12 protein-coding genes and 1 pseudogene are annotated in these 19,623 nt (G+C 61.0%); 10 read left to right on the top strand and 3 right to left on the bottom strand.

Going from position 1 to position 19,623, the window contains the following annotated elements:
* Positions 1-170: 170 nt before the first annotated feature.
* The 3 genes from EI545_RS05450 to EI545_RS05440 form a co-directional block, all read right to left on the bottom strand.
* The gene (locus tag EI545_RS05450; protein ID WP_125324534.1) at positions 171-884 is read right to left on the bottom strand and encodes an exonuclease domain-containing protein; all 714 of its coding nucleotides are present in this window, start codon (positions 882-884) and stop codon (positions 171-173) included.
* Positions 885-1,033: 149 nt separating this feature from the next.
* Positions 1,034-1,411 (bottom strand): hypothetical protein, encoded by a 378-nt coding sequence (locus tag EI545_RS05445; RefSeq protein WP_125324533.1) that lies wholly within the window; start codon positions 1,409-1,411, stop codon positions 1,034-1,036.
* Between the two features lie 71 nt (positions 1,412-1,482).
* Positions 1,483-1,680: a hypothetical protein gene (locus EI545_RS05440; RefSeq protein WP_125324532.1), complete on the bottom strand. Its 198-nt coding sequence runs from the start codon at positions 1,678-1,680 to the stop codon at positions 1,483-1,485.
* Between the two features lie 354 nt (positions 1,681-2,034).
* Between EI545_RS05440 and EI545_RS05435 the strand changes: the two genes are divergently transcribed.
* From EI545_RS05435 to EI545_RS05385, 10 genes and pseudogenes are all read left to right on the top strand, one after another.
* Positions 2,035-4,038: an AAA family ATPase gene (locus EI545_RS05435; RefSeq protein ID WP_164517225.1), complete on the top strand. Its 2,004-nt coding sequence runs from the start codon at positions 2,035-2,037 to the stop codon at positions 4,036-4,038.
* Positions 4,028-5,029 carry a helix-turn-helix transcriptional regulator gene (locus EI545_RS05430; RefSeq protein ID WP_125324530.1) on the top strand — a complete coding sequence of 334 codons (1,002 nt, stop codon included), beginning with the start codon at positions 4,028-4,030 and terminating at the stop codon, positions 5,027-5,029. The genes EI545_RS05435 and EI545_RS05430 overlap by 11 nt, the downstream gene beginning before the upstream one ends.
* A gap of 78 nt (positions 5,030-5,107) precedes the next feature.
* Positions 5,108-6,676 carry an ADP-ribosylglycohydrolase family protein gene (locus EI545_RS05425; protein ID WP_125324529.1) on the top strand — a complete coding sequence of 523 codons (1,569 nt, stop codon included), beginning with the start codon at positions 5,108-5,110 and terminating at the stop codon, positions 6,674-6,676.
* Between the two features lie 111 nt (positions 6,677-6,787).
* The gene (locus EI545_RS05420; protein WP_125324528.1) at positions 6,788-9,340 is read left to right on the top strand and encodes a PD-(D/E)XK nuclease family protein; all 2,553 of its coding nucleotides are present in this window, start codon (positions 6,788-6,790) and stop codon (positions 9,338-9,340) included.
* Entirely contained in the window at positions 9,337-12,519 is a 3,183-nt protein-coding gene (locus tag EI545_RS05415; RefSeq protein WP_125324527.1) for a UvrD-helicase domain-containing protein, read from the top strand. Before EI545_RS05420 ends, EI545_RS05415 begins: the two co-directional genes overlap by 4 nt.
* 2 nt (positions 12,520-12,521) lie before the next feature.
* The gene (locus EI545_RS05410) at positions 12,522-13,805 is read left to right on the top strand and encodes a hypothetical protein (protein ID WP_125324526.1); all 1,284 of its coding nucleotides are present in this window, start codon (positions 12,522-12,524) and stop codon (positions 13,803-13,805) included.
* Positions 13,802-15,787: a phospholipase D-like domain-containing protein gene (locus EI545_RS05405; RefSeq protein WP_125324525.1), complete on the top strand. Its 1,986-nt coding sequence runs from the start codon at positions 13,802-13,804 to the stop codon at positions 15,785-15,787. Before EI545_RS05410 ends, EI545_RS05405 begins: the two co-directional genes overlap by 4 nt.
* The gene (locus EI545_RS05400; protein WP_125324524.1) at positions 15,784-18,375 is read left to right on the top strand and encodes a DEAD/DEAH box helicase; all 2,592 of its coding nucleotides are present in this window, start codon (positions 15,784-15,786) and stop codon (positions 18,373-18,375) included. Before EI545_RS05405 ends, EI545_RS05400 begins: the two co-directional genes overlap by 4 nt.
* 377 nt (positions 18,376-18,752) lie before the next feature.
* Positions 18,753-18,947 (top strand): annotated as a pseudogene (locus EI545_RS05390) (hypothetical protein); the annotation flags it as partial.
* A 114-nt stretch (positions 18,948-19,061) separates the two neighbouring features.
* The gene (locus EI545_RS05385) at positions 19,062-19,604 is read left to right on the top strand and encodes a DUF3489 domain-containing protein (RefSeq protein WP_125324522.1); all 543 of its coding nucleotides are present in this window, start codon (positions 19,062-19,064) and stop codon (positions 19,602-19,604) included.
* Positions 19,605-19,623 lie beyond the last annotated feature (19 nt).

The raw sequence follows: 19,623 nt of genomic DNA, 5'->3' as shown, positions 1-19,623 counted from the left end.
AGTAGGCGTATCATGAAACCACATTGGTCGTGCGACTGCAGCAATATGAGGTACGTTGACCCTTCAATGCAATTGCGAAGGGCTGTCTGGCGCACAGGTTCTCTTTTGTTGGTTGAAACCCTATGCGGAACGTCCTGGTCAATCAGCAAAGAGTAAGAGTGGTGTATGTTTCAGCTATTGCCACGGTCCAACCAATAACGAGCTGTGGAGGTGACATCCGTGTCGAACTCCGCCTTTTCCACGATCCAGCGCAAGTAATCTTCCGGGGCCTCTGAGAATAGGATCCCCTTGTGCTTGCCAAACCCGATCCGTCGCAACAGCGCGGGTGCTGCCGAAACACGCAGCATGTCATCGATCGTGCTTTCCTGCAAAAGCCGGATCAAGACATGGGCCGTGACGTAGGCGTCCGGCAAGGCACGATTCGGTGGCATGGCGGCGGCGCGGTCAAACCCTGTGGCATGGTCAAGATTCAACCAATAGCGGAGGACCTGGTTGCCGTGAGCGGGAGCGTCCGGCCAGACCACCAAGGCACATTTGTAGGTGTCGATCCAAGCCCGCCCATCACCCTTGTGGAAATACTGTTCGAAGGCGGCGTTGTGCGCAACGAGAATGTCCTGCGTAGCACAGCCCTGGAACAGCAACGGCCAGAGTTCCCGGATCGCAGGTGCCCCGGCAACATCCTCTTCAAGAATGTGATGCACCGCCTTGACCTGGGGCGGTATGGGCCCGATGGGCTTGGCGAATGATTGCCATCTGTCCGTCACGGTCAAGGCATCGGGATCGACGTCGACATAGGCCAGTTCGATCACTTCGGCCCCGGTGTCTTCGGGCACGCCTGTCGTTTCGTAGTCGATCACGCGCAGTCGCCGCACTTTGCTTGTCATCCGTCACTCCTGACATTTTGCCGGTTTGCGCGCAAGCCGACTGACACGATGCATAGTGCCCGTTCCAGGGCTATCTGACCAATGTCGACTGATTTCCAGTTGCCAAATGCACCTGAACAGGGCCCCCAAAGACAAGCTTAGAAGTTCTCTCAGAAGTCGGGATCGTCCCTGCCGGCAAAGCTGAGCGCCTTCATGAGCCGCAGCATGGCCGGCACATAGCCTGGAATGGCCGGCTCGCCCTCAGCATTCATGAAATGTGCTTCGACCATTTCCATTGCCTCAGGCCCATGGTCGGGGTGAATATCGAGGAAGATGCAGCCTGGCCCACCTTCAATCCAGACTCTATCTTCGTCGAAGCCAGCACAGAGGCTCCAGCCGATCTGCTTCGCATCCAGCCAACATGTGATTTCAGAAACATCCGTGTAGATATCCCTGAAGTCACCGTCATCGTCGATAAGGGCAAGGTAATACACGTCCCGACCGAGGCGCCGGGCAATCCCGTCGATGGTCTCAAGCACTTCAGCCATTTGGCTCTCCTGTGATGACGCGGTACATGATTCTGGCGATGGGGTGATTTGACCGCTCGCTCTTCTTGTATTCAGCGGGTGTGGAACAGATCCGGTCGGCTTTCGATCAATTCTGCCATGTGGTCAAAGCGGTGGGATCCGCCGTCGAACATGACAACTGGCAGGGCGCGGATCTTGTCCTTGCAGGGGTCAAAGCGCGAGCCCCATCCGTGGCAATACAGAATGCCGACGGCTTCACGCTCGCCTGAAGTTCTCGATTGGCTTTTCATGTCCTGCCCCCGTGGTCATCTGACGCGTTCTCCCATAGGCATGCGTCAATATCGGACGGGTGCCTCATGAGCACGGGTCCGAAAAATGCGGCCCGGCGCGATGTTTGCCACGAGACTGCAGGAATCTCTCGAGCGGCAGACTGGCTGTCATCTTGCAAGAGATCCTCCTCTGACGGAAGCCCATGCGTGATGCGCGACGATTGCCTGACCACCAACATGTCACCCGCCTCTCGGTAGTGTCAGTTTCGAGGGGCGTTTCGGTAGGCGTATGCACTACCTTGGTTTAGAGCCATAAACCTCTGTCCAAATCTGACGTATGGCCATGCCATCTCTATCACACAGACGGAGATGGAAATGAGCCACGAACAACACCTTGCCCTTGAACTGATCGCCCGGTTAGCCAGTCGTTTCGGCCCTACAAGCCGCATTGCCAAAGAACTGCCCGGGTGGCTGGAGTACCTGACCGAGGTGGACTGCCCCGAGCGTCCCCGCACGCGGCCTGGCACGATCTGGTGGGAGAAAGTGCGCGAACTGGCCCGCAATCTCGTCCCTGGCGCGGGTGGCGGCGAGGGCGAAGTCGTGCAGCGCAACGCGACCCTTCTCGGGGATCACTTCGGGTTGTCGCCGGTCGAGACGTCGATGCTGACCTTCGTTGCCCTCTACAAGCTCTTCGACGGGTTCGAACATGTTGTCGATGGAGCCTTGGAAACGAAAGAGGTCACCGTACCGCTTCTGTTGTCCTGGTTCTGCCTGGCGCCCGAGCCCGAGATCCGGGCGGCCATGCGCTTTACTGGACGGTTGGCAAGTTCGGGATTGGTGCAGCGCGGCCGCAGCGGTCGGAACCATCGCATGCCTTTTGACCTTTCCGAGCGATTGACATTCGCGCTTCTTGCCGAGGTAGACAGCATTGCCGAACTGATCGCGTTGATGTTCCCCAGTGCGGCTGCCCCCGAAGCTGAATGGCAGGATTTTGAAGGGTTGGGGCACGATGCGGACCTCATGCGCGACCTCCTGTTCCGCGCGCTGGACAGCCGAAAATCGGGCATCAACATCCTTCTCTACGGTCCGCCAGGCACGGGAAAGACAGAGTTCGCCAAGGTTCTGGCGGCCGAGATCGGAGCCGTTCTACGCTCGGTCGGAGAAACTGACGATGAAGGTGGAGCGCCGTCGCGTCATGAGCGCCTCGCCGAACTGCGCATGGCATCCCGCATGCTGGGGCAGCGATCGGACACCGTTCTGCTCTTTGATGAAATGGAAGATCTGTTCGGTACAGGAGGTGCCTTCTTCAGCCGCGAATCGCCGTCGAAGGTCCATTTCAACAGGATGCTGGAAACGAACCCAATTCCGGTGATCTGGACCACCAACTCCGTCGATGCTTGCGATTCTGCCTTTCTGCGGAGGATGAGCTACTCCGCACTCATGCGCCCGCCATCGGGCCGTGTCCGATCTCGGATATGGCAACGGCTCGAGGCGCGACATGCAGCAGGCCTTCCGGAAGCAGTTCTGCCCGCTCTGGCGGAACGGCACAATCAGGCGCCCGCGCTCGTGTCGGACGCGATGCGGGTGGCGCGGCTGTGCGATGGTGGGCAAGCAGTCGTTTCCCAGGTGCTCGATGCGGCCGCACGTCTGGCAAAGGGCGGGGTGGACAGCCCGCCGCAGCATCACGCGGAAATACCCTGGCGACATGACCTTGCTCGCACTGACGCCGATTTGGGTCGTGTCGAAGCGCGAATGGCGGCTTTGGATGCGACTCGTCGTGTCAGTTTCTGTCTGGAAGGCCCTGCAGGAACAGGCAAAAGCGCTTGGGCGCGGCATCTGGCCCGGGTCATCGGCATGCCGGTCATGGAAAAGCGCGCCTCGGACCTGTTGTCCAAATGGGTCGGCGGGAGCGAGCAGAACATCGCGCGTGCTTTCTCCGAGGCGCGCGCTGATGGTGCCATGCTGATTTTTGACGAGGCGGACAGCCTGCTGGCTGACCGGCGCGGCGCCGAACGCAGCTGGGAGGTTTCTCAGGTCAATGAAATGCTCACATGGATGGAAAGCCACCCGCTGCCCTTTGTCTGCACCACGAACTTCGCGGAGAACCTCGACCCGGCTACACAGCGCCGGTTCACCTTCCGTATTCGTTTCGACTTTCTGTCTTCCGATCAACTCCCGCTAGCGTGGGCCGCGCATTTTCTGTGCCCACCTCCCGCCGGGTTGTCCGCACTCGAACGACTTGCTCTCGGAGATTTCGCAAATGTGGCCCGCAGGATGCTTGCGCTCGGCGAGGCAGAGCCGCAAGAAATCCTGCGCGAACTGACCCGCGAGGCTACCTCCAAGGTGGGGGCGGGACGTCCGATCGGCTTTGGCCGTTGACGGCCCAATGGGTCGCCGCAAAGGTAGCGGAATATTGCCCGGAGGATCCATGCGTTACGCCCGTCAGGAAGATCTGCAGAAACTGGCGCTGCGGATGCAGGGATCAGCCGAGGGAGTATCGCTTGCCGATATCGAACGAGAGTTCGACGTATCCCGACGCACGGCAGAACGCATGCGCGATGCCGTGCGCAATGCTTACCCGCAGATCGAGGAGCTTTCCGGCGAAAGCGGCCGCAAGTACTGGCGTTTTCCACCGGGATCATTGGGGCGGATGGTGGAGCCGACGCTCGATGAACTGACCGCCGGCCACCGTGCCGCCGCGATTGCCCGGCGCGAGGGGGATGAGGTCACGGCTGATGCGCTCGAGCACCTGTTGACCAAGGTGCAAGCCATGTTTCGTGAGGATCGCCGCCGACTTATGGCCGCTGATCTGGAGGCACAATTGATGGGTGATGGCGTAGCCTTTCGACCCGGACCTCGCGAAAGGATTGCTCCCGAAATCCTTTCGTCCCTGCGTGAGGCAATCCTTGCGGGCGTGATGATTTCTGCAGATCACCGTGCCCGAAGCACCGCAAAGCTTTCGCGCAACGCAAGGCTTGGGCCGATTGCGATGCTGTTCGGGCAAGGGCGCCAGTACTTGCTGGCCTGGAGCGAGTATCAGGACGATCTGCGCCTGTTTGCTCTCGCAGGGTTCGAGCGGATCTCACTGGAAGCCGATGTCTATGAACGCCCCGTTGCTTTCGATCTGCAAGAATGGCTTTCAGAGAGCTTCGGCATCTGGCGCGAAGAACCGCAGGACGTCGAATGGCGGTTTCTGCCAGCCGTGGCAGATGAGGCTGCAGGTTATATGTTTCATCCAAGGCAGCAGACTGCGCGTCTGGAAGATGGTTCTCTGATCGTTCGGTTTCGCGCTGGGGGGCGGCAGGAAATGGAATGGTATCTGGCAAGGTGGGGGGACCAGGTCGAGGCGCGGTTCTTGTCTACCTCTTGAAGCTTCGCCTCCGATACGACCGAAAATGACGTGGTCGTGCTGTAGTGTTGAGTGGAATCGAAAGAAAAGGAACACCGCTTGCTTCGTGACAGCACCACCTACCCCCTTCGTATCGACAGTCTTCCGATCGGTAATGGTCTGCTCGGGCTCACGCTTTGCCCGGGCAAGAAGGGTGACAGCGTCTTTGGCGGGGCGTGGAACCGCGATCTGAGCGTCGATCTGGACGCGATCAAGGCTTGGGGGGCGAAAGCCGTCCTGAGCCTGATCGAGGACTACGAGTTCGACATGCTTTCGGTGTCAGGGCTTGGCGACGCCGTAAATGCACGGGGAATGGACTGGCATCACTTCCCGATCCGCGACGTGGACGTGCCGACGCCAGAGGCGATGGAGCGCTGGCGCCATCTGTCTTCAATTCTCCACCGCGCCTTGGAAAACGGCGACCGTATACTGGTCCATTGCCGGGGCGGGCTGGGACGTGCCGGAACGGTAGCGGCTCTTTTGCTCATTGAACGCGGACGCTCAGCGACAAACGCCATGGCGAGTGTCCGGGCCGCGCGGCCAGGGGCGATCGAGACCCGTGTGCAGGAACGTTTCGTGGAAATTCATGGCAGCCATGGGGGATTGCGGCCAATCCAGCTCCACGCATCTCTCCTCGGTGGTGCCATCGGCGACAGCCTCGGGGCCGAAATCGAATTTCTTTCTCTTGCCGAAATCCGCCGTCGCTACCTTGGCGGCATCAAGGACCTGCCGCCGCACATGGGGCTGCGCGGCGCGATGACAGATGACACTCAGATGACGCTGTTCACGGCCGAGGGGATCATGCGCGCCCAAATCCGGGACGTGTTGGAAGGCATCTGCCACCCACCGTCCATCATTCACCACGCGCTTTCGCGCTGGTACAAGACCCAAGGCGGCAAACCGGCGGTTCAGACGGATGAAGTCGGCCTGATCCAAGACCCACGACTTTGGGTTCGCCGCGCGCCCGGCAATACCTGCCTGTCTTCGCTTGGGGCGAGTGCTGACTTCGGAGACCTCGCGCGGAATAACAGCAAGGGGTGCGGCACGATCATGCGCGTTGCGCCGATCGCCTTGATGTTTCCGCGGGATCAGGTGCGCCAGATGGCGATCGACACATCAGCGCTGACGCATGGTCACGTCACCGGTCAGCTTGCGGCCGCAGCATGGGCAGAGATGCTGGCCGATGTTGCTGCTGGCAATGAACTTGCGGCGTGTGCCACGCGGACAGCAGAGACCTATACGCGACTGGAAGGGGGCGAAGAAACTGCGCGGGCAATTCGCGCGGCACTTGTCGCCCCTCGGGACGGTGCAGCTGAAACAGTCGAGTCTCTTGGTGGCGGTTGGACGGCAGAAGAGGCGTTGTCGATAGCACTCTACGCCTGCATGGCGGGCAAATCCTTTGAAGAGTCTCTCGCGATTGCGGTTACGCATGGTGGCGACAGTGACTCAACGAGTGCGATTGCCGGCAACATGCTGGGTTTGCTCGATCCCGCAGCTGTGCTTCGGCACAGGTGGGCTGAGATCGTTGAAGGCGGTGATATCATTTCACGGCTGGTCCATGATTTCGGTCGCCTTTCATCGGATATCAACTCAGCCGAGCAGCTATCTGCGTTCTACCCCGGGGCTTGAACGGCGGCCCTGTCGGCTTGGTCACAAGATTGCCCAAAAAGCCGGACAAGTCATTGAATTAGGGCGGCCCCTCCATAGACTGACCCCACTCCTCCTGTCAGCAGGCAAATCATGTTCTACCCCTTTCTCGTCGCTGATTCGCGTTCCGGCTTGCAGTACCGCCTGTCCGATACGGGCCTGGCAGAACTTTCTCTGGCCCCAAAGGCACCGGAATGGGCGCCTGGACGAGCGATTGCGGATGCGCCGGATCCTGTCTGGCAGGAGAGCCTTGCCAATGCGCCGGTAGAGACGATTTCTGCTGTCACGGCGGCTTTGGAAGATCTCGTCCTGGCCACACCCGATCTGCGCGTGCCTGTTGTGGGGATGGTAGTAGACAGCCGTGCCGGGCGGCATCTGGATGCACTGATCCACCTCTGGGGACGGATGGGCGATGCCCTGCCCGATGGGCTTGGCCCGGTCCGCCATGTGCTGGACCTGCCGCAAGGGCGGTTTCTTGATCCGGTTCCGGTGGTGCAAGGCTCGCTCGATCCGCATGCGCCAGCCGCAATGAAGGCACTTTACAAACGGCTGCAGCAGGAATTCGGGGCTGTGGCCACACCCGCCAAGGGGGGCGCGGCGGTCGAAGGGTCAAGGCTTCACGCTTTGCAGGGCGGGATCGCAGCGAAAGTGATCGGGTCTGCGCCAATGGATGACAGCCTCGCCTTCTATGGCCTGCGAGATTTGGCTGCCTGCGCTGATTTTGCAGCCGCCCGTGCGCGTGCCCTGATCGAAAACGGTATCCCCGCGCGCGAGATTGCAGTGCTGGTCTCTGGCGATCCGCGCCAGATAGCCCGCGCCTTTGCCGAGCAGGGCGTGCCTATTTCCGGGCTTCCCGGCACCCTGCCAGAGCGCGACATCATTGGTGAGACAGCACTTCAACTGGCGTTGGCCAAGCGAACACCCACGCCTGCGATGGCCCTTGCAAGTCTGGCCCTGGCCCCGCTGATGCCATGGTCCGCACAGACCGGGCGCGATCTCGCCGAAAGCTTGGTCGGGGGTGATTTTCGTGGCGATGTCCTGTCACCCACCCCCGCGCACAAAGACCTCTGGACGGACATTCGCGCGTCAGCCGGCAGCCTTGCGCAACTGCGCTTCCTGATCGACCGCATCTGCGACCAGATCGCTCAAGGGGCAGAGGTCCGCGCCCGCCTGCCAATCCCACCCGGTGAGGGCAACCCGGATTGGGAGGCGATCCTGCGCGGCATCCAGATTGCGCCGCAGTCTGCTCCAGATCCTGACCGCAACCTTGAAGGGGTCAGCCTCTGGTCTGCGCAGGAAAGCCCGTGGCGACCCTGTCGGCATCTGATCGTGACGGACTTCACGGACGGTCTCTATCCCACGCGCCCCCGCGCCAATCCGATGTTTCTGGACAGCGAGATTGCGCGCATTCGCGAAGCTGCGGGCCTCTATCTCCGCGGCAGGGCCGAAGGGCTGGCCCAGGCCTTGTCGCTGTTCGATCAGCAGCTTCAATCCGCCTCAGGCTCTGTCACATTCCTGATCCCATGGCGCGATCTGTCCGGCTCGCGACTTCAACCGTCGGCTGGCCTATCCTTGGTTGCGCGGGTGATTGCGGGTGTCGAGGATGCGACGGACCTGATCCTGGACCTGTCGCGCACACCGCCAGGCGACTGGCCGGTGGCGTATCATCGCCTGACGGCCTTGCCGGACCCCCACGACTTGCCCGAGGCGCTGGACTTCCCTGGCCGCGACCTTCTGGCGTTGCGCCGGAAGGATGACGGGACGACAAAGCCACAATCGCCCTCGCGGTTGGAAACGCTTCTGGTCAGCCCCCTGGCCTGGCTTCTGGCAGAGGTGGAGGCCAATGACATGTCCTGGTCTGCCGAAGAACTGGATGTCATGGCCAAGGGCAGCATCGCCCATGACGTGTTCGAGCATGTTTTCCTCAAGGATCAGCCCATTCCTGACCCCGCGGCACTGACCGTCGCGGTCGTCGAGGCCTATGATCGGGCGCTTACCCGCCACGCCGGGTTCCTCCGCAGCGCCTCATGGGACCTGGAGCGTCAGGGACTGGAACGCGAGATCCTTCAGGCCGCGCTGCGCTGGCGCGACCATTTGCTGGCGCTCGGGGCCAAGATCATCGGGAACGAGATTTGGCTGTCGGGCGAAGCGCATGGCATCAACCTGCATGGCAAGGCCGACGCGATCCTTGAATTGCAGGACGGGGCGCTCTTGATCGTTGACCACAAGAAAAGCGGCACATCAGCCCGCCGCAAGCGGATGGAGGCGGGCTGGGACCTGCAGGCGGCGCTTTATCGCGACATGATCGCCCGCCCGATCCGGCGCGAGGGTGACGGGATGGACCCGCTGATCGGGCGCGACGTCGGGATCGCCTATCACCTTATGAATGACGGCGGGCTTCTGACCTCTGGGTTGGCGCTGGCAGAAGGGTCTCTGGTGCGCGACATGGGCGATGCCGTCAACTCGGCGGCGGTGGGGCGGTTGGCCGAACGGCTTGCGGAACTGGGTGCAGGGCGGGTGGTCCTGAACACGTCGGCTGACGAGGGCTTCTTCAAGAAAGAAGCAGGGTTCACCCCTTATGCGCTGACGGATGGCTCTGCGCTTGTCACCGCATTCATCCGCCAGGTCGAGGAAGAGCAACCATGAGCCAGAACCCTTCAGATCTTGGTCTGGTCATCGTGCCTGCCGGTGCGGGTGCGGGCAAAACGCATCGCATCAAGACGCAATTGTCCGACTGGGTCAAACGCAAGGTCGTTCGCCCTGAGCGTATCCTTGCCGTGACCTTCACGGAAGCAGCGGCCGGTGAATTGCGTGAACGCATTCGGGCGGGTCTTCTGGCGGATGGGCTGGTGGAGGAGGCTATGGCGGTCGAGCGGGCCTATGTCTCGACCATCCACGGGCTGGGCCTGCGGCTCTTGACGGAACATGCCCTTGCGGCAGGCGCCTCGCTTCAACCGCGCCATCTGGGCGATGCCGAGAGGGATCTGCTGATCCGGCAGGCCTTGGCCCATGCCAAGGCGCTGGATCCGATCAAGGCCACCCCAGAGCGGTTCGGCTATCAGGCGAACTGGCAAAAGGGCGAAACGGTCGAGGCTTCCCTGCGCGCCCGCGTCTTGGCGATGATCGACCTTCTGCGGGGCTTGGGCGACACAGGGCGCGAACCCCGCCTGATAGCCCCGGCGCTGGCCCGGCTTGACCGGATCTATGGCCCGACACTGGCTGACCCGGTGGCCGCCTGCGATGCGTTATGGGCGGCAGTCCTGGCGATGCTGGCGGCCTTTCCAGAGGGCGGGATGGCCACGGTTACGGCAAAAGTGCCGCGTGACACGCTGGAAAAGAACCTTTCGCTGTTTCGGCGCATTGAAAGGGACCCCGAGCTTCTGGGTCACGACTGGAGCATCTGGCAATCGCTGCGCGGCCTGTTGGTCTCGAACAGCCGCACAAAGACGCCGGAGGGCTATGATGATCTGGCGACTGCAATCATGCAGGCCGCCGATGTCCTGCCTTCCCATCCCGGTCCTCTCGCCGACGCAAAACTGCATCTGTCATGTCTGATCGCCTGCGCCCAGGAAGTAATGGAGGCCTACGAGGCGAGAAAGATGGCGCTTGGTCTGATCGACTTTGCCGACATGATCGCGGGGGCCGAACGCCTGCTGCGCAACGATCCCGCCGTACGGCAAGCCGTTCTGGACGAAATCGATTGCGTCATCATCGACGAATTCCAGGACACCAACCCGGTTCAGTTCGCTCTGCTTTGGCAATTGGGCGCGCGGGCGCCTCGCACCTTGCTGGTGGGCGATGTGAAGCAGTCGATCATGGGGTTCCAGGGGGCTGATCCGCGGCTGTCGCAGGCGCTGGCCGCCGCGAACCCTGACGCCACGCAACCGCTTGATCGCAACTGGCGGTCGACACCTGCCGTCATGCGATTCATCAACGCCATGGGCGCCGGTCTGTTCGGCGCGGGCTACAACCCGCTCGCCCCGACCCGCGATCCGGTGCCCGGTCCGGCGATCGAGGTGCTGCAGGTGGTGAAAGGGCGCGGGGTCAAGAAATCCTCCAAACCGCAGGAACATGTGGCCGAACGTATCACCCGCATTCTGACCGAAGGCGAGACGATTACCGACCGGCAGACCGGCGCAGTTCGTGCTGCGCGCCCGTCTGATATCGCTCTGCTGGTCTGCCGCCATGCCACTGCCGGTCGCTATGCTGAGGAACTCCGCGCCCGCGGTGTTCCCGTGCGCATTGCCGATGATGGCTGGGCGGCAAGCCCCGTGGTCCGGGCGGCGCGTGCCGCGCTCAGCTATGCTGCCAACCCCGCCGATGCCCATGCCGGGCTCTTGCTACGTACGCTCGGCCCCGATCCGCTGCCGCTGCAAGACGCAATTTCCGCGCAGATCGACGGGCGGCTGGCGGACGATCCCGTGCTGATGGGACTTGCAGCCCTGTCTGACCGGTTGTCGCGTCTGCCGGTTGGTGTTGCGTTGGACCTCGTGCTTGACGCAGCGGGCCTGCGCCACTGGGCGGCGCGTCAGCTTGATGCGGCCCAGGCGCGCGCTGATCTGTTGCGGCTGGAGGCAGAGGCCAGCGATTTCGAATCCGCACATCGCGACCTGAAGGCGGCGTCCGGTTTCCATGGAGAGACGGCCAAGGTGTTTCTGGGCTGGCTCGACGCCCGCGCGGGTGATCGCGACTTCGACCGCCGTCCGGACCCTACGGCGGACAGCGCCGAGGCGGTCGAGATCGTGACTTGGCACGGCTCCAAAGGCCGCGAATGGCCGATTACCGTGGTCGCAGAATTTGACCATAGAATCGAAGAATGGCCGGGCACCACGGCGACCCGGTTTGACGCGCTGGACAAGATCGACGACATGTCCGCAGTCTTGGCTTCTGCGGCACTGATCCACACGCCGGGATTTGCCGCGCCCGAGGCAGCGCGACGTTTCATTGAGGACCGTCGCGCAGATTTTGAGGCCAATGCCCGCAATCTGCTTTACGTGGCACTCACCCGTGCGCGCAACCGTCTGGTGCTGGAATGGCCGGACTTCCTGAAAGAACGCGACGATGACGCGCCTGAAGCGACCTGCCTGTTCCACGTGATGGAGGACTCTTGCGCACCGCAGATTGCGGACGGGATGCTGCGGATTGGCGGGACGGATTGCCCGGCGTTGATTTCGCAATTGCCCGAACATGCGGGCGCGACCGACTATGAGCTGGGTGCAGACAGCGATGCGCCCCGGTTCGGCGGCGAAACGCCGTTGCCCGCCGCAGCGTTGACACCGTGGCGGTTGCCGCCTTCTTTGGCCACAACGGCCCAGCCCGCACCGGTGAGCCAAGGTGTGACCCTTGGTGACCCCTGGTCCCGGACGATCAGCGACGCGGCACGCGGTACCGCGCTGCACCTTGCCATGCGCACCTGCCTGACGCGGCCAGACCTGATAGCGGCCCTGCCTTCGGCAACAGGACTGGATGAAGCGGCCGTTGTGCTGGTGGCAGAGCGGGCGGCTGCGCTGAAGGCCTGGCTGTCTGACGCAGGCTACACGGACCTGCAGTGCGAGATCCCGGTTCTGGGGCACAGCCCGGATGGCGCCGAAATCCCCGGAATGATCGACCTCATGGCTATCGGGCCGCAGGGTTGCCTGCTGATCGACCACAAGACCGGAGGCGCGGGTGCGGGCTTCGGCCCCTACTGGCCGCAACTGTCGGCCTATGCCGGGTTGGTGGAACAGATGCTTCGCGCAGGGTCGCTGCGGGGAATAGCGCTCCATTGGGTCGATCATGGAACCTTGGAGCTTGCGGAATTTGCTGCAAAAGAAGAGGTGCGCTGAACGTGAGTACTGATTGGGGTATCATCGGTCACGATTATCTTGGCCAGATGAGGGATCGCCGTGATCTGGGCCTGGCAAAGGCGATCCGGTTCGCGAACGAACATTCGGTTCCGGGCTTGGCCGGGCTTTCCTTCTTGCGCAGCATTGTTTGGGCGCTGATCGGGGTCGACTTTGCGGAAAAGCGGGCCGGGGCAGAAAGGCCGTTATCCGCAAGCGTGATCGCCGAGGGAGTCGAAGCCCTGGCCTGCTGGCATGCGATTCCAGTGGGAGTCAACCAGGCCATGCGGATTCGTGGTGCCCGAAAGCTCCCGCGGATCAGCGAAGATCAGCTGACCCTTAAGCGCCTTGCGCGTGGGCGCGGCTATGTCAGTCAGCCGGTCCGGGTCGGCATCGGGGCTGCCTTGCCAGGGCTTGGCCTGGTCGAGGCACGAAACAGCCGGTTTAACAGCTTTACTCTTAGCGACCGCGGTAAAGAGTTCCTGAAGCTCACGTTGCAGAGCAGGAAAACAGAGGATGCTTTACCACTTCTTTGGAATTGGCTGGACGGAGGCCCTTGGCCGCACGGCGAAATGCAAAAGAGAAAGCGCAACCGCGAGATCGCGCATCTTTCTCCGGTTGACCCGTTGCCCTCCGCAACCCGTGCGTTCTTTTCCGAATTGATGGAAAGTGCTGGTGAGGGCTCTGACCTAGCCACGCGGCGAAGTCTTTGGCGGGTATCTAGGGAAGTGTTGAGCAAGGGTCCCGCACTTGAGGGTGATGCAATGGTTGCAGAGGTAATTGGACAGATGCGAGAGGCAAATTCAGCCACTGCTGATCGTCTGATTTGGTCCGAGAAGGTCTTCAACCTCTACGCTGCTACCTTTGAGGTGCTGGATCAAATCCAACCGCTGATTTCGAATGCCCCGCTCAAGAAGGTCAACATATACGACCTGAGTAGGCAGTCGGAGGTGAAAGATGCACTTTCAGAATTGAACGGCTTGGCAAAGGCGCTTCACAAGCTGCCCAAGCCAGATGGCGTGCCACAGGATCTTGGTGTTTTCCTTGAAAGCGTCGTCGGAAAGCGTGCCGACGACGTTTTGCGCGAACTCGTTGCCCGAGATGGCCTTATCCTGCGACTGGAAGAGGACGGCGGCGTGCCGGAGGTGGTTTTGCATCCCGATTTCATCCCCGGAGTTCGCCCCAAGCAGAAAACCGACGCCGAAGATGAACCAGAGTTCAAGCCAACGGAGCTTTACCGTCTTCGCAACCTTTGCGTGCTGTGCCGCGAGGTGATGCAAGAGTCATGACCGAAGAGGCCGGTTTCTTTGACCTCTTTTCACCGCCCGAGGGCTTTTTGGGCAGCTTTGGCTGGGTATGCGGCTTTACCGCAAGTGCTGCGGTCATGAAAGAAATCGCCGACCGATTTACCCAAGGCGCCGGAACCTTTGTTGCGACCCATCGTCGCCATGCCTTGTTCCTGATCACGGATCAGGCATCGGGCCAGATCAAGCCGTTTGAGGCACCCGGTGTGCATCACATGACGCTGGGGCCGAAATGGGCAGAAACCTTCAAGGGTAGCGGCCTGTTCCACGCAAAAGTTGCGCTATTGCATTTTCTTGAGGAAAGGCCGCAAGGCCAGAAACGGCCTAAAGAAATCTTGCGTCTTGTTGTTTCGACCGGAAACTGGACCCGCGAGACGCTTGAAAGCAATATCGATTTGTTCTGGCGTACCGAGGTTAGGTTCGTAGATCGGAAACCGGCCGGACAGGAGGGCGACGACGAAGCGCTTGCCGATATTCAGGCAGCTTTTGGCATGTTCCAGGCCATCCGTCCGGCCCTTTCCCCCAATCCGTGGCAAGGCGCTGCGCAGCCCGATGATCTGCCAGATGCCGGGCTGGCCCGGCTTGTCGAAGGGCTTGCCAGACCAAAGGCGCAACCACGCTTTTTCCATTCACTTGACGCACCGTTGCGCAGGCCCTTGCTGGCCAGGTTCCCTACGACCACGAGGCCCGGAACCAAGGCTGACCTGCTGCTTATGGGGTCGGGGTTCTATGCCGGTGGCGACCCCGCGCGAAGTGAAGGCGATGAACCTCAGGGAGCGGAAGCTTTCCTAGTGGATCTTGCGAGCGACCTGACATCGAAGCAGCCCAAGTGGCCGGTTACCGTGGTCTTGAATCGGGACGCATGCCAGGGGCTGGCCGAAGCGTCCAGGTTATTGGTCAAGAGCGGATGGCAGTTCTTTGAGCCCCGTTTCCCGGAAGGGCATTCGTCAGGCGCGGGCAAGTTGCATGCCAAGTTCATCTATCGCGGGAAAAGAAAGACCTTGGACGGGGTGCTCTACATCGGTTCCGGCAATCTGACGCCAGCTGGGCTGGGTGTCCGGCGATCTGGAGGTTTCTGGAACTTCGAGGCTGGGGTGGCCTTTCCCGTCAAGTCGAAAGCCTCTCCGGAGGTGGCCCTGCCGTGGGACTCCGGCAAGCGAATAAATCTTGAGACCACTAAGCTGCAGTTCGGCGAATTGTTCCACCGCTCGGAACTGTTCGACGGCTCCTGCCCGATCAGCCACTTCACCTTGCGCGAAACCGACGAGGCGCCTTGTCTGGAACCGGGGTGGGCAGAGCCGGAAACGGCGCAATCCCAAGCTGTTGGCGTCGAGGCGCGTCATTCCGGCGGCGAATGGCAGTCGCTTGACGGCAGGATCGAGCTGGAACGCGGTACCCGTCCGCCTGCACAAGTCGATCTGCGTATGTCCAACCCCGGTTCGAAACATCACATGACGGTTCCCGTGCTTGGCGAGGCCGGCGCGCTGGTTCTGCCAGAGCTGCATTACCGTAGGCTGGAAGATGTTCTCGACGCCCTGATGCTGGTCGACCAAACCGGCCGCGACTCAGATCTTTCCGGCGAGGAAAACGACGGCGGCCTCGCTGGCACCGGGAGCCAGACGACCACAGGGGATGCCGGGAACGGCGACATCTATTTCTCGCGACGCCTGATGGCGGTTATCACTGCTCTAGGCGAAAGCCAGGCTGGGTTGCGGGTAGACCAGTGCCGGCTTTGGGCTGCGCGCCTGGTCGAGCATTCCCGAAGTCTGAAGCGGACCGAGCCAGCGGTGATTAAAAATCTGCAAGAAATGCAGCTAAACCCCTTTTCACACCTGAGCAGAGAAGAGTTCATGCCGGTCGGGCTGACTTCAGACGATGCAGGCGTGTTAAGGGCGGCACACGACCAGGTGGCAGCTTTGTGGGGTCTGAAGGGTTTCGACGGATTTGTCAGAGAGGGGCAGGCATGATCTGGCCGTCGGAGAGTGAGCCTGGGGTCGCCCACGAGATCGGCAAGCTTCTGGACGGCATTTCACCGGCGGGGGGAGCGCAATCCTGGCTGGACGAAGGGCAACGCGCCAGCTTGGCGGCACTGCGTGACAGGCTTTGCGAGGGCGGCAAGATCGGCAGCAAGCCTGGTGCGATCCTTGCCGATGAAGTCGGCATGGGCAAGACGCGGATCGCCGTTGCGCTGGCCTTGGCGGTGATCCGTGCAGGCGGCCGCATCGCGGTGGTGGTGCCGCCGGGACTGATCCACCAGTGGAAGCGAGAGTTCCAAGAGGTCTTTTCCCGGGTTGGCGAGACAGCAGACAGGCTTCAGATCGTCCGACGGATCGATGATCTTCTGGCCCAGTCCAACAGCAGTCTGGGCAAGGCGTCAGTGGTGCTGTTGCCGCACGGCTTGTTGAATTTCAGGATGGGGGACGGGGCGAATACCGAAGCTCGGGTCAATGCCTATATGGCGATCCTGAATTCTCGCCACAACTTCCGGCGGGATTTGCTTACGGACGATGAGCGGAAGACACTGCGCGGCCTTGCCGAGAGTTTGCGCCGCACGACGGCGCCACCACGTCAAGATCTCGGAGTCGGTAGAAATGAACGCCGGACCTTCATCAGCTTTCTTTTGTCCCGCCTCGGGTGTTTCGACCTTCTGGTCATTGACGAAGCTCACAAGAACAAACGGAATGACGATGCCCCTGACCGCAAAGGAGAGAACAATCTGACCCAGCTTTTGGAGCGGCTGGAACGGACCAGTCCAAAACGACTGTGTCTGACCGCTACTCCGTTTGAACTGGAGGCAAAGAACTGGGCGCAGATTCTGAAACGGGCTGGCGCAACTGACGAAGAAGCCAGGGTCATTTCTGACGCTGCCAGCACGTTTCTGAATTCTCTCAAGGCGGTACAATTTGCGCCGATCCATGATCGAGCCGAGCAATTCAAGAAAGATTCCACGGATTTTAAAGACAGGCTTTGCCCTTGGCTGATCCGGCGGCGCAAGGCGGTCTCAGGGGATGACAGCGTCATCGCGCGCTACGTCCGCGATCATGGACGGAACTACCGCGATCATGACATCACGGTCAAAGCCGAAATCTCGGGTGCGGTATGGCCGCGCGCCGTCATGGCGGTAGAAGCCCTTTCGATGATGCCTGCAACTGACGTTCGCAAGCAGAAATGGCTGCGTCTGGCCCTTGCGCGGGGTTTTTCCCTTTCGGCGGCCGTCGACGCGATCAGTGGCGGGGAAATTGGCGACTGGTCAAGGACGGATCAGGAGTCTCGGGAAGACCAGACAGAACCCGCGGTAGCAGCCGATCAGAAGGATCGCCGTCGTGCGCGCGCGGAATACTGGCTCAAGGCCATGGCACCGGCTGGGAAAGCCCCATATTCGCACCCGACACTTGTAGCGGCAGTCACAGAGATCGAAAGGATAGCGACGCACGGCGATAGCCCTGAAAAGGTTCTGGTTTTTGGAAGATTTACCGAGGCGTTAAAGAATCTCGCTGACCTTCTGAATGCGCGCGAACTGATCCGTCGGCTTATGATCTTTAAGCATGACCGTGACGCCCCGGCCAGCAAATGGGTCTGGCCCGGCAGAGTATTGCCTGACACGGGGAATTTTCAGGCTGCCTTCCACGCAGCGTTGAAGATGGAGGACATGGTCCGCCTTTTGGGCGGCAATGACTATGTTAGCTTGGTCAAGCTTGTTGAAGATCAGTACGACAAGCACCGATCTCTTCGGGAGAAGGACTTCAGAGCCATCCGAGAGTTCGCAAAGGAATCTTCTGATCCGGCCCTCCGATCATTCAGTGACCAGGAAGACAGGTTCCCAGCTCTTGCTTCTGCCCTGATCGAAATTCTAGATGAACATCGTGCACACGGTGTCGAGACCCAGTTGGATAAGGTTTGGAAAGAGTTCAAGCGTGATCTGAGGCAGTTGGAGGAGGACGCGGACAAAGTCGAGGACCGAAAACTTGCCGATAGGGTTTCTGTTGGTCAAGAAGAGTACGCAGATGGAGCTGAGGCCCGGGAGCTTGCTGAGGATATCTCCTTTGCCCTGCATGAGTACCAAGGCCGATCCGGCCGCTTTGCCCGTATTCTAGACGGCGGCACGAAAGCGAGCGCCAGGCAGCATCTGCAAAGCGCCTTCAACCGGAGGTCCAGCTGGCCTATGGTGCTGGTCGCACAATCGCTGGTCGGGCGCGAAGGCCTGAACCTTCACAAGGCATGTCGCACCGTGGTCCTGTTCCAGCCGGAATGGAACCCGGGGGTGGTCGAACAACAAATTGGGCGGGTAGACCGGATGGGCTCGCTTTGGGAAGAAATGGTCAAGCAAGATCCGTCAAATAAAACGATCCGCATCCGCGTCCTGCCTGTCATGTTTCGCGGAACCTATGACGAGCACAACTGGAAGGTCTTGATGGCGCGCTGGGACGACTACAGGGCCCAAATGAGTGGCGAAGTATTCGCGGTAAACTGCAATGACGACCCGGAACTGTCGAATCTCAAGGAAATGGTCAACAAATCAGCTCCGGATTTCACCCCACCAAGCATCGTTCGTTGATTCGAAACTGAGGCGCGGGACCAGCCAGCGCATTTTGTTTTCGGAAATTGTTGCGCCTGCGTCGCCGGCAAGGCCTTCGCCGCCGAGCTTGCGGTTTTGCCGGTCAGGGTCTGTGACTTGCCCCCCGGCGCATCCAAAGCCGCGGCGTTGATCGATCCGTCGTCGTGAACCACCAGCCGCCCGTTCGTCCGCGCCCTCTGCAACCTGCCGCGGGACAGCCCCGAATGGGTCGCATACTCGCGTTCGCTCATGCCAGTCATGGTGGGGAAAAATCCGATCAAGATTTTGATATCGCTTGTTATTCAGTTGATTGCACTTCGGGATGGAGCGATTCTAATTGCACCAGAACGATGCAACTCGCGCCCGGAGACCCCGCCATGACTACCCGCCGCGCCACCGACAATGCCAAAGCCCTCGACGCCTTCATTGCCGCCAAGTTCCGGATCGACGCGATGCTGGAGCGGCTGAAGGCCTTGAGCGAGGACCATTTCGAGACTCACCACGACGAGATCAACTGGGGCGACGTCGGCACCCTGAACCATTACGACAGCCTGTTGCGCCAGATCGCCGATCTGGAGCGCGACGACGAAGGCGATGTGATCATTGCCACGGATGCCGAAGGCCACAACGACCTGATGTCGCGCATCACGGTATTCCTTGCCGAACACGACAGATAGAGGAGCGCCATGACCACGCTGACCGAAACCCAGACCATCATCCTGAGCGCCGGGGCCCAGCGCCCCGAAAACATCGCCCTGCCGCTGCCCAAGGGGCTGGCCGGTGCGGCGGCGAAGATGGCCGTCACCAAGATGATCGAACACGGCTGGCTGCAGGAAGTCGACGCCAACATCCGCAAGGGCGAGCCGCTCTGGCGCGAAACCGGCGATGGTCATGGCACCACGCTGGCGGTCACTGAGGCCGGGCTGCTGGCCATCGGGATCGAGCCGGTGGTGGTCAAGACCACGGCGGCGATCCACGATGGTGTCGAGGCCGAACCAGAGGTGAAACACCCGACGCTGCGTACGGGCACGAAGCAGGCGCTGCTGATCTCGATGCTGCAGCGGCCTGAAGGTGCCACGATGCAGGAAATCATCGCCGCGACGGGGTGGCAGGCGCATAGCGCTCGTGGTGCGATGTCGGGCGCGCTGGGCAAGAAGTTGGGTTTGGTTGTAGTTTCCACGAAGGACGATGCGCGGGGCAGGGTGTACCGGATCGGTCAAAATCACTGAGGATCAGTCGGGCGTGGTT

The organism is Tabrizicola piscis (assembly GCF_003940805.1).
In the GTDB taxonomy this organism is placed as follows: domain Bacteria; phylum Pseudomonadota; class Alphaproteobacteria; order Rhodobacterales; family Rhodobacteraceae; genus Tabrizicola; species Tabrizicola piscis.
This window is presented reverse-complemented; position numbering and strand designations above follow the sequence as displayed.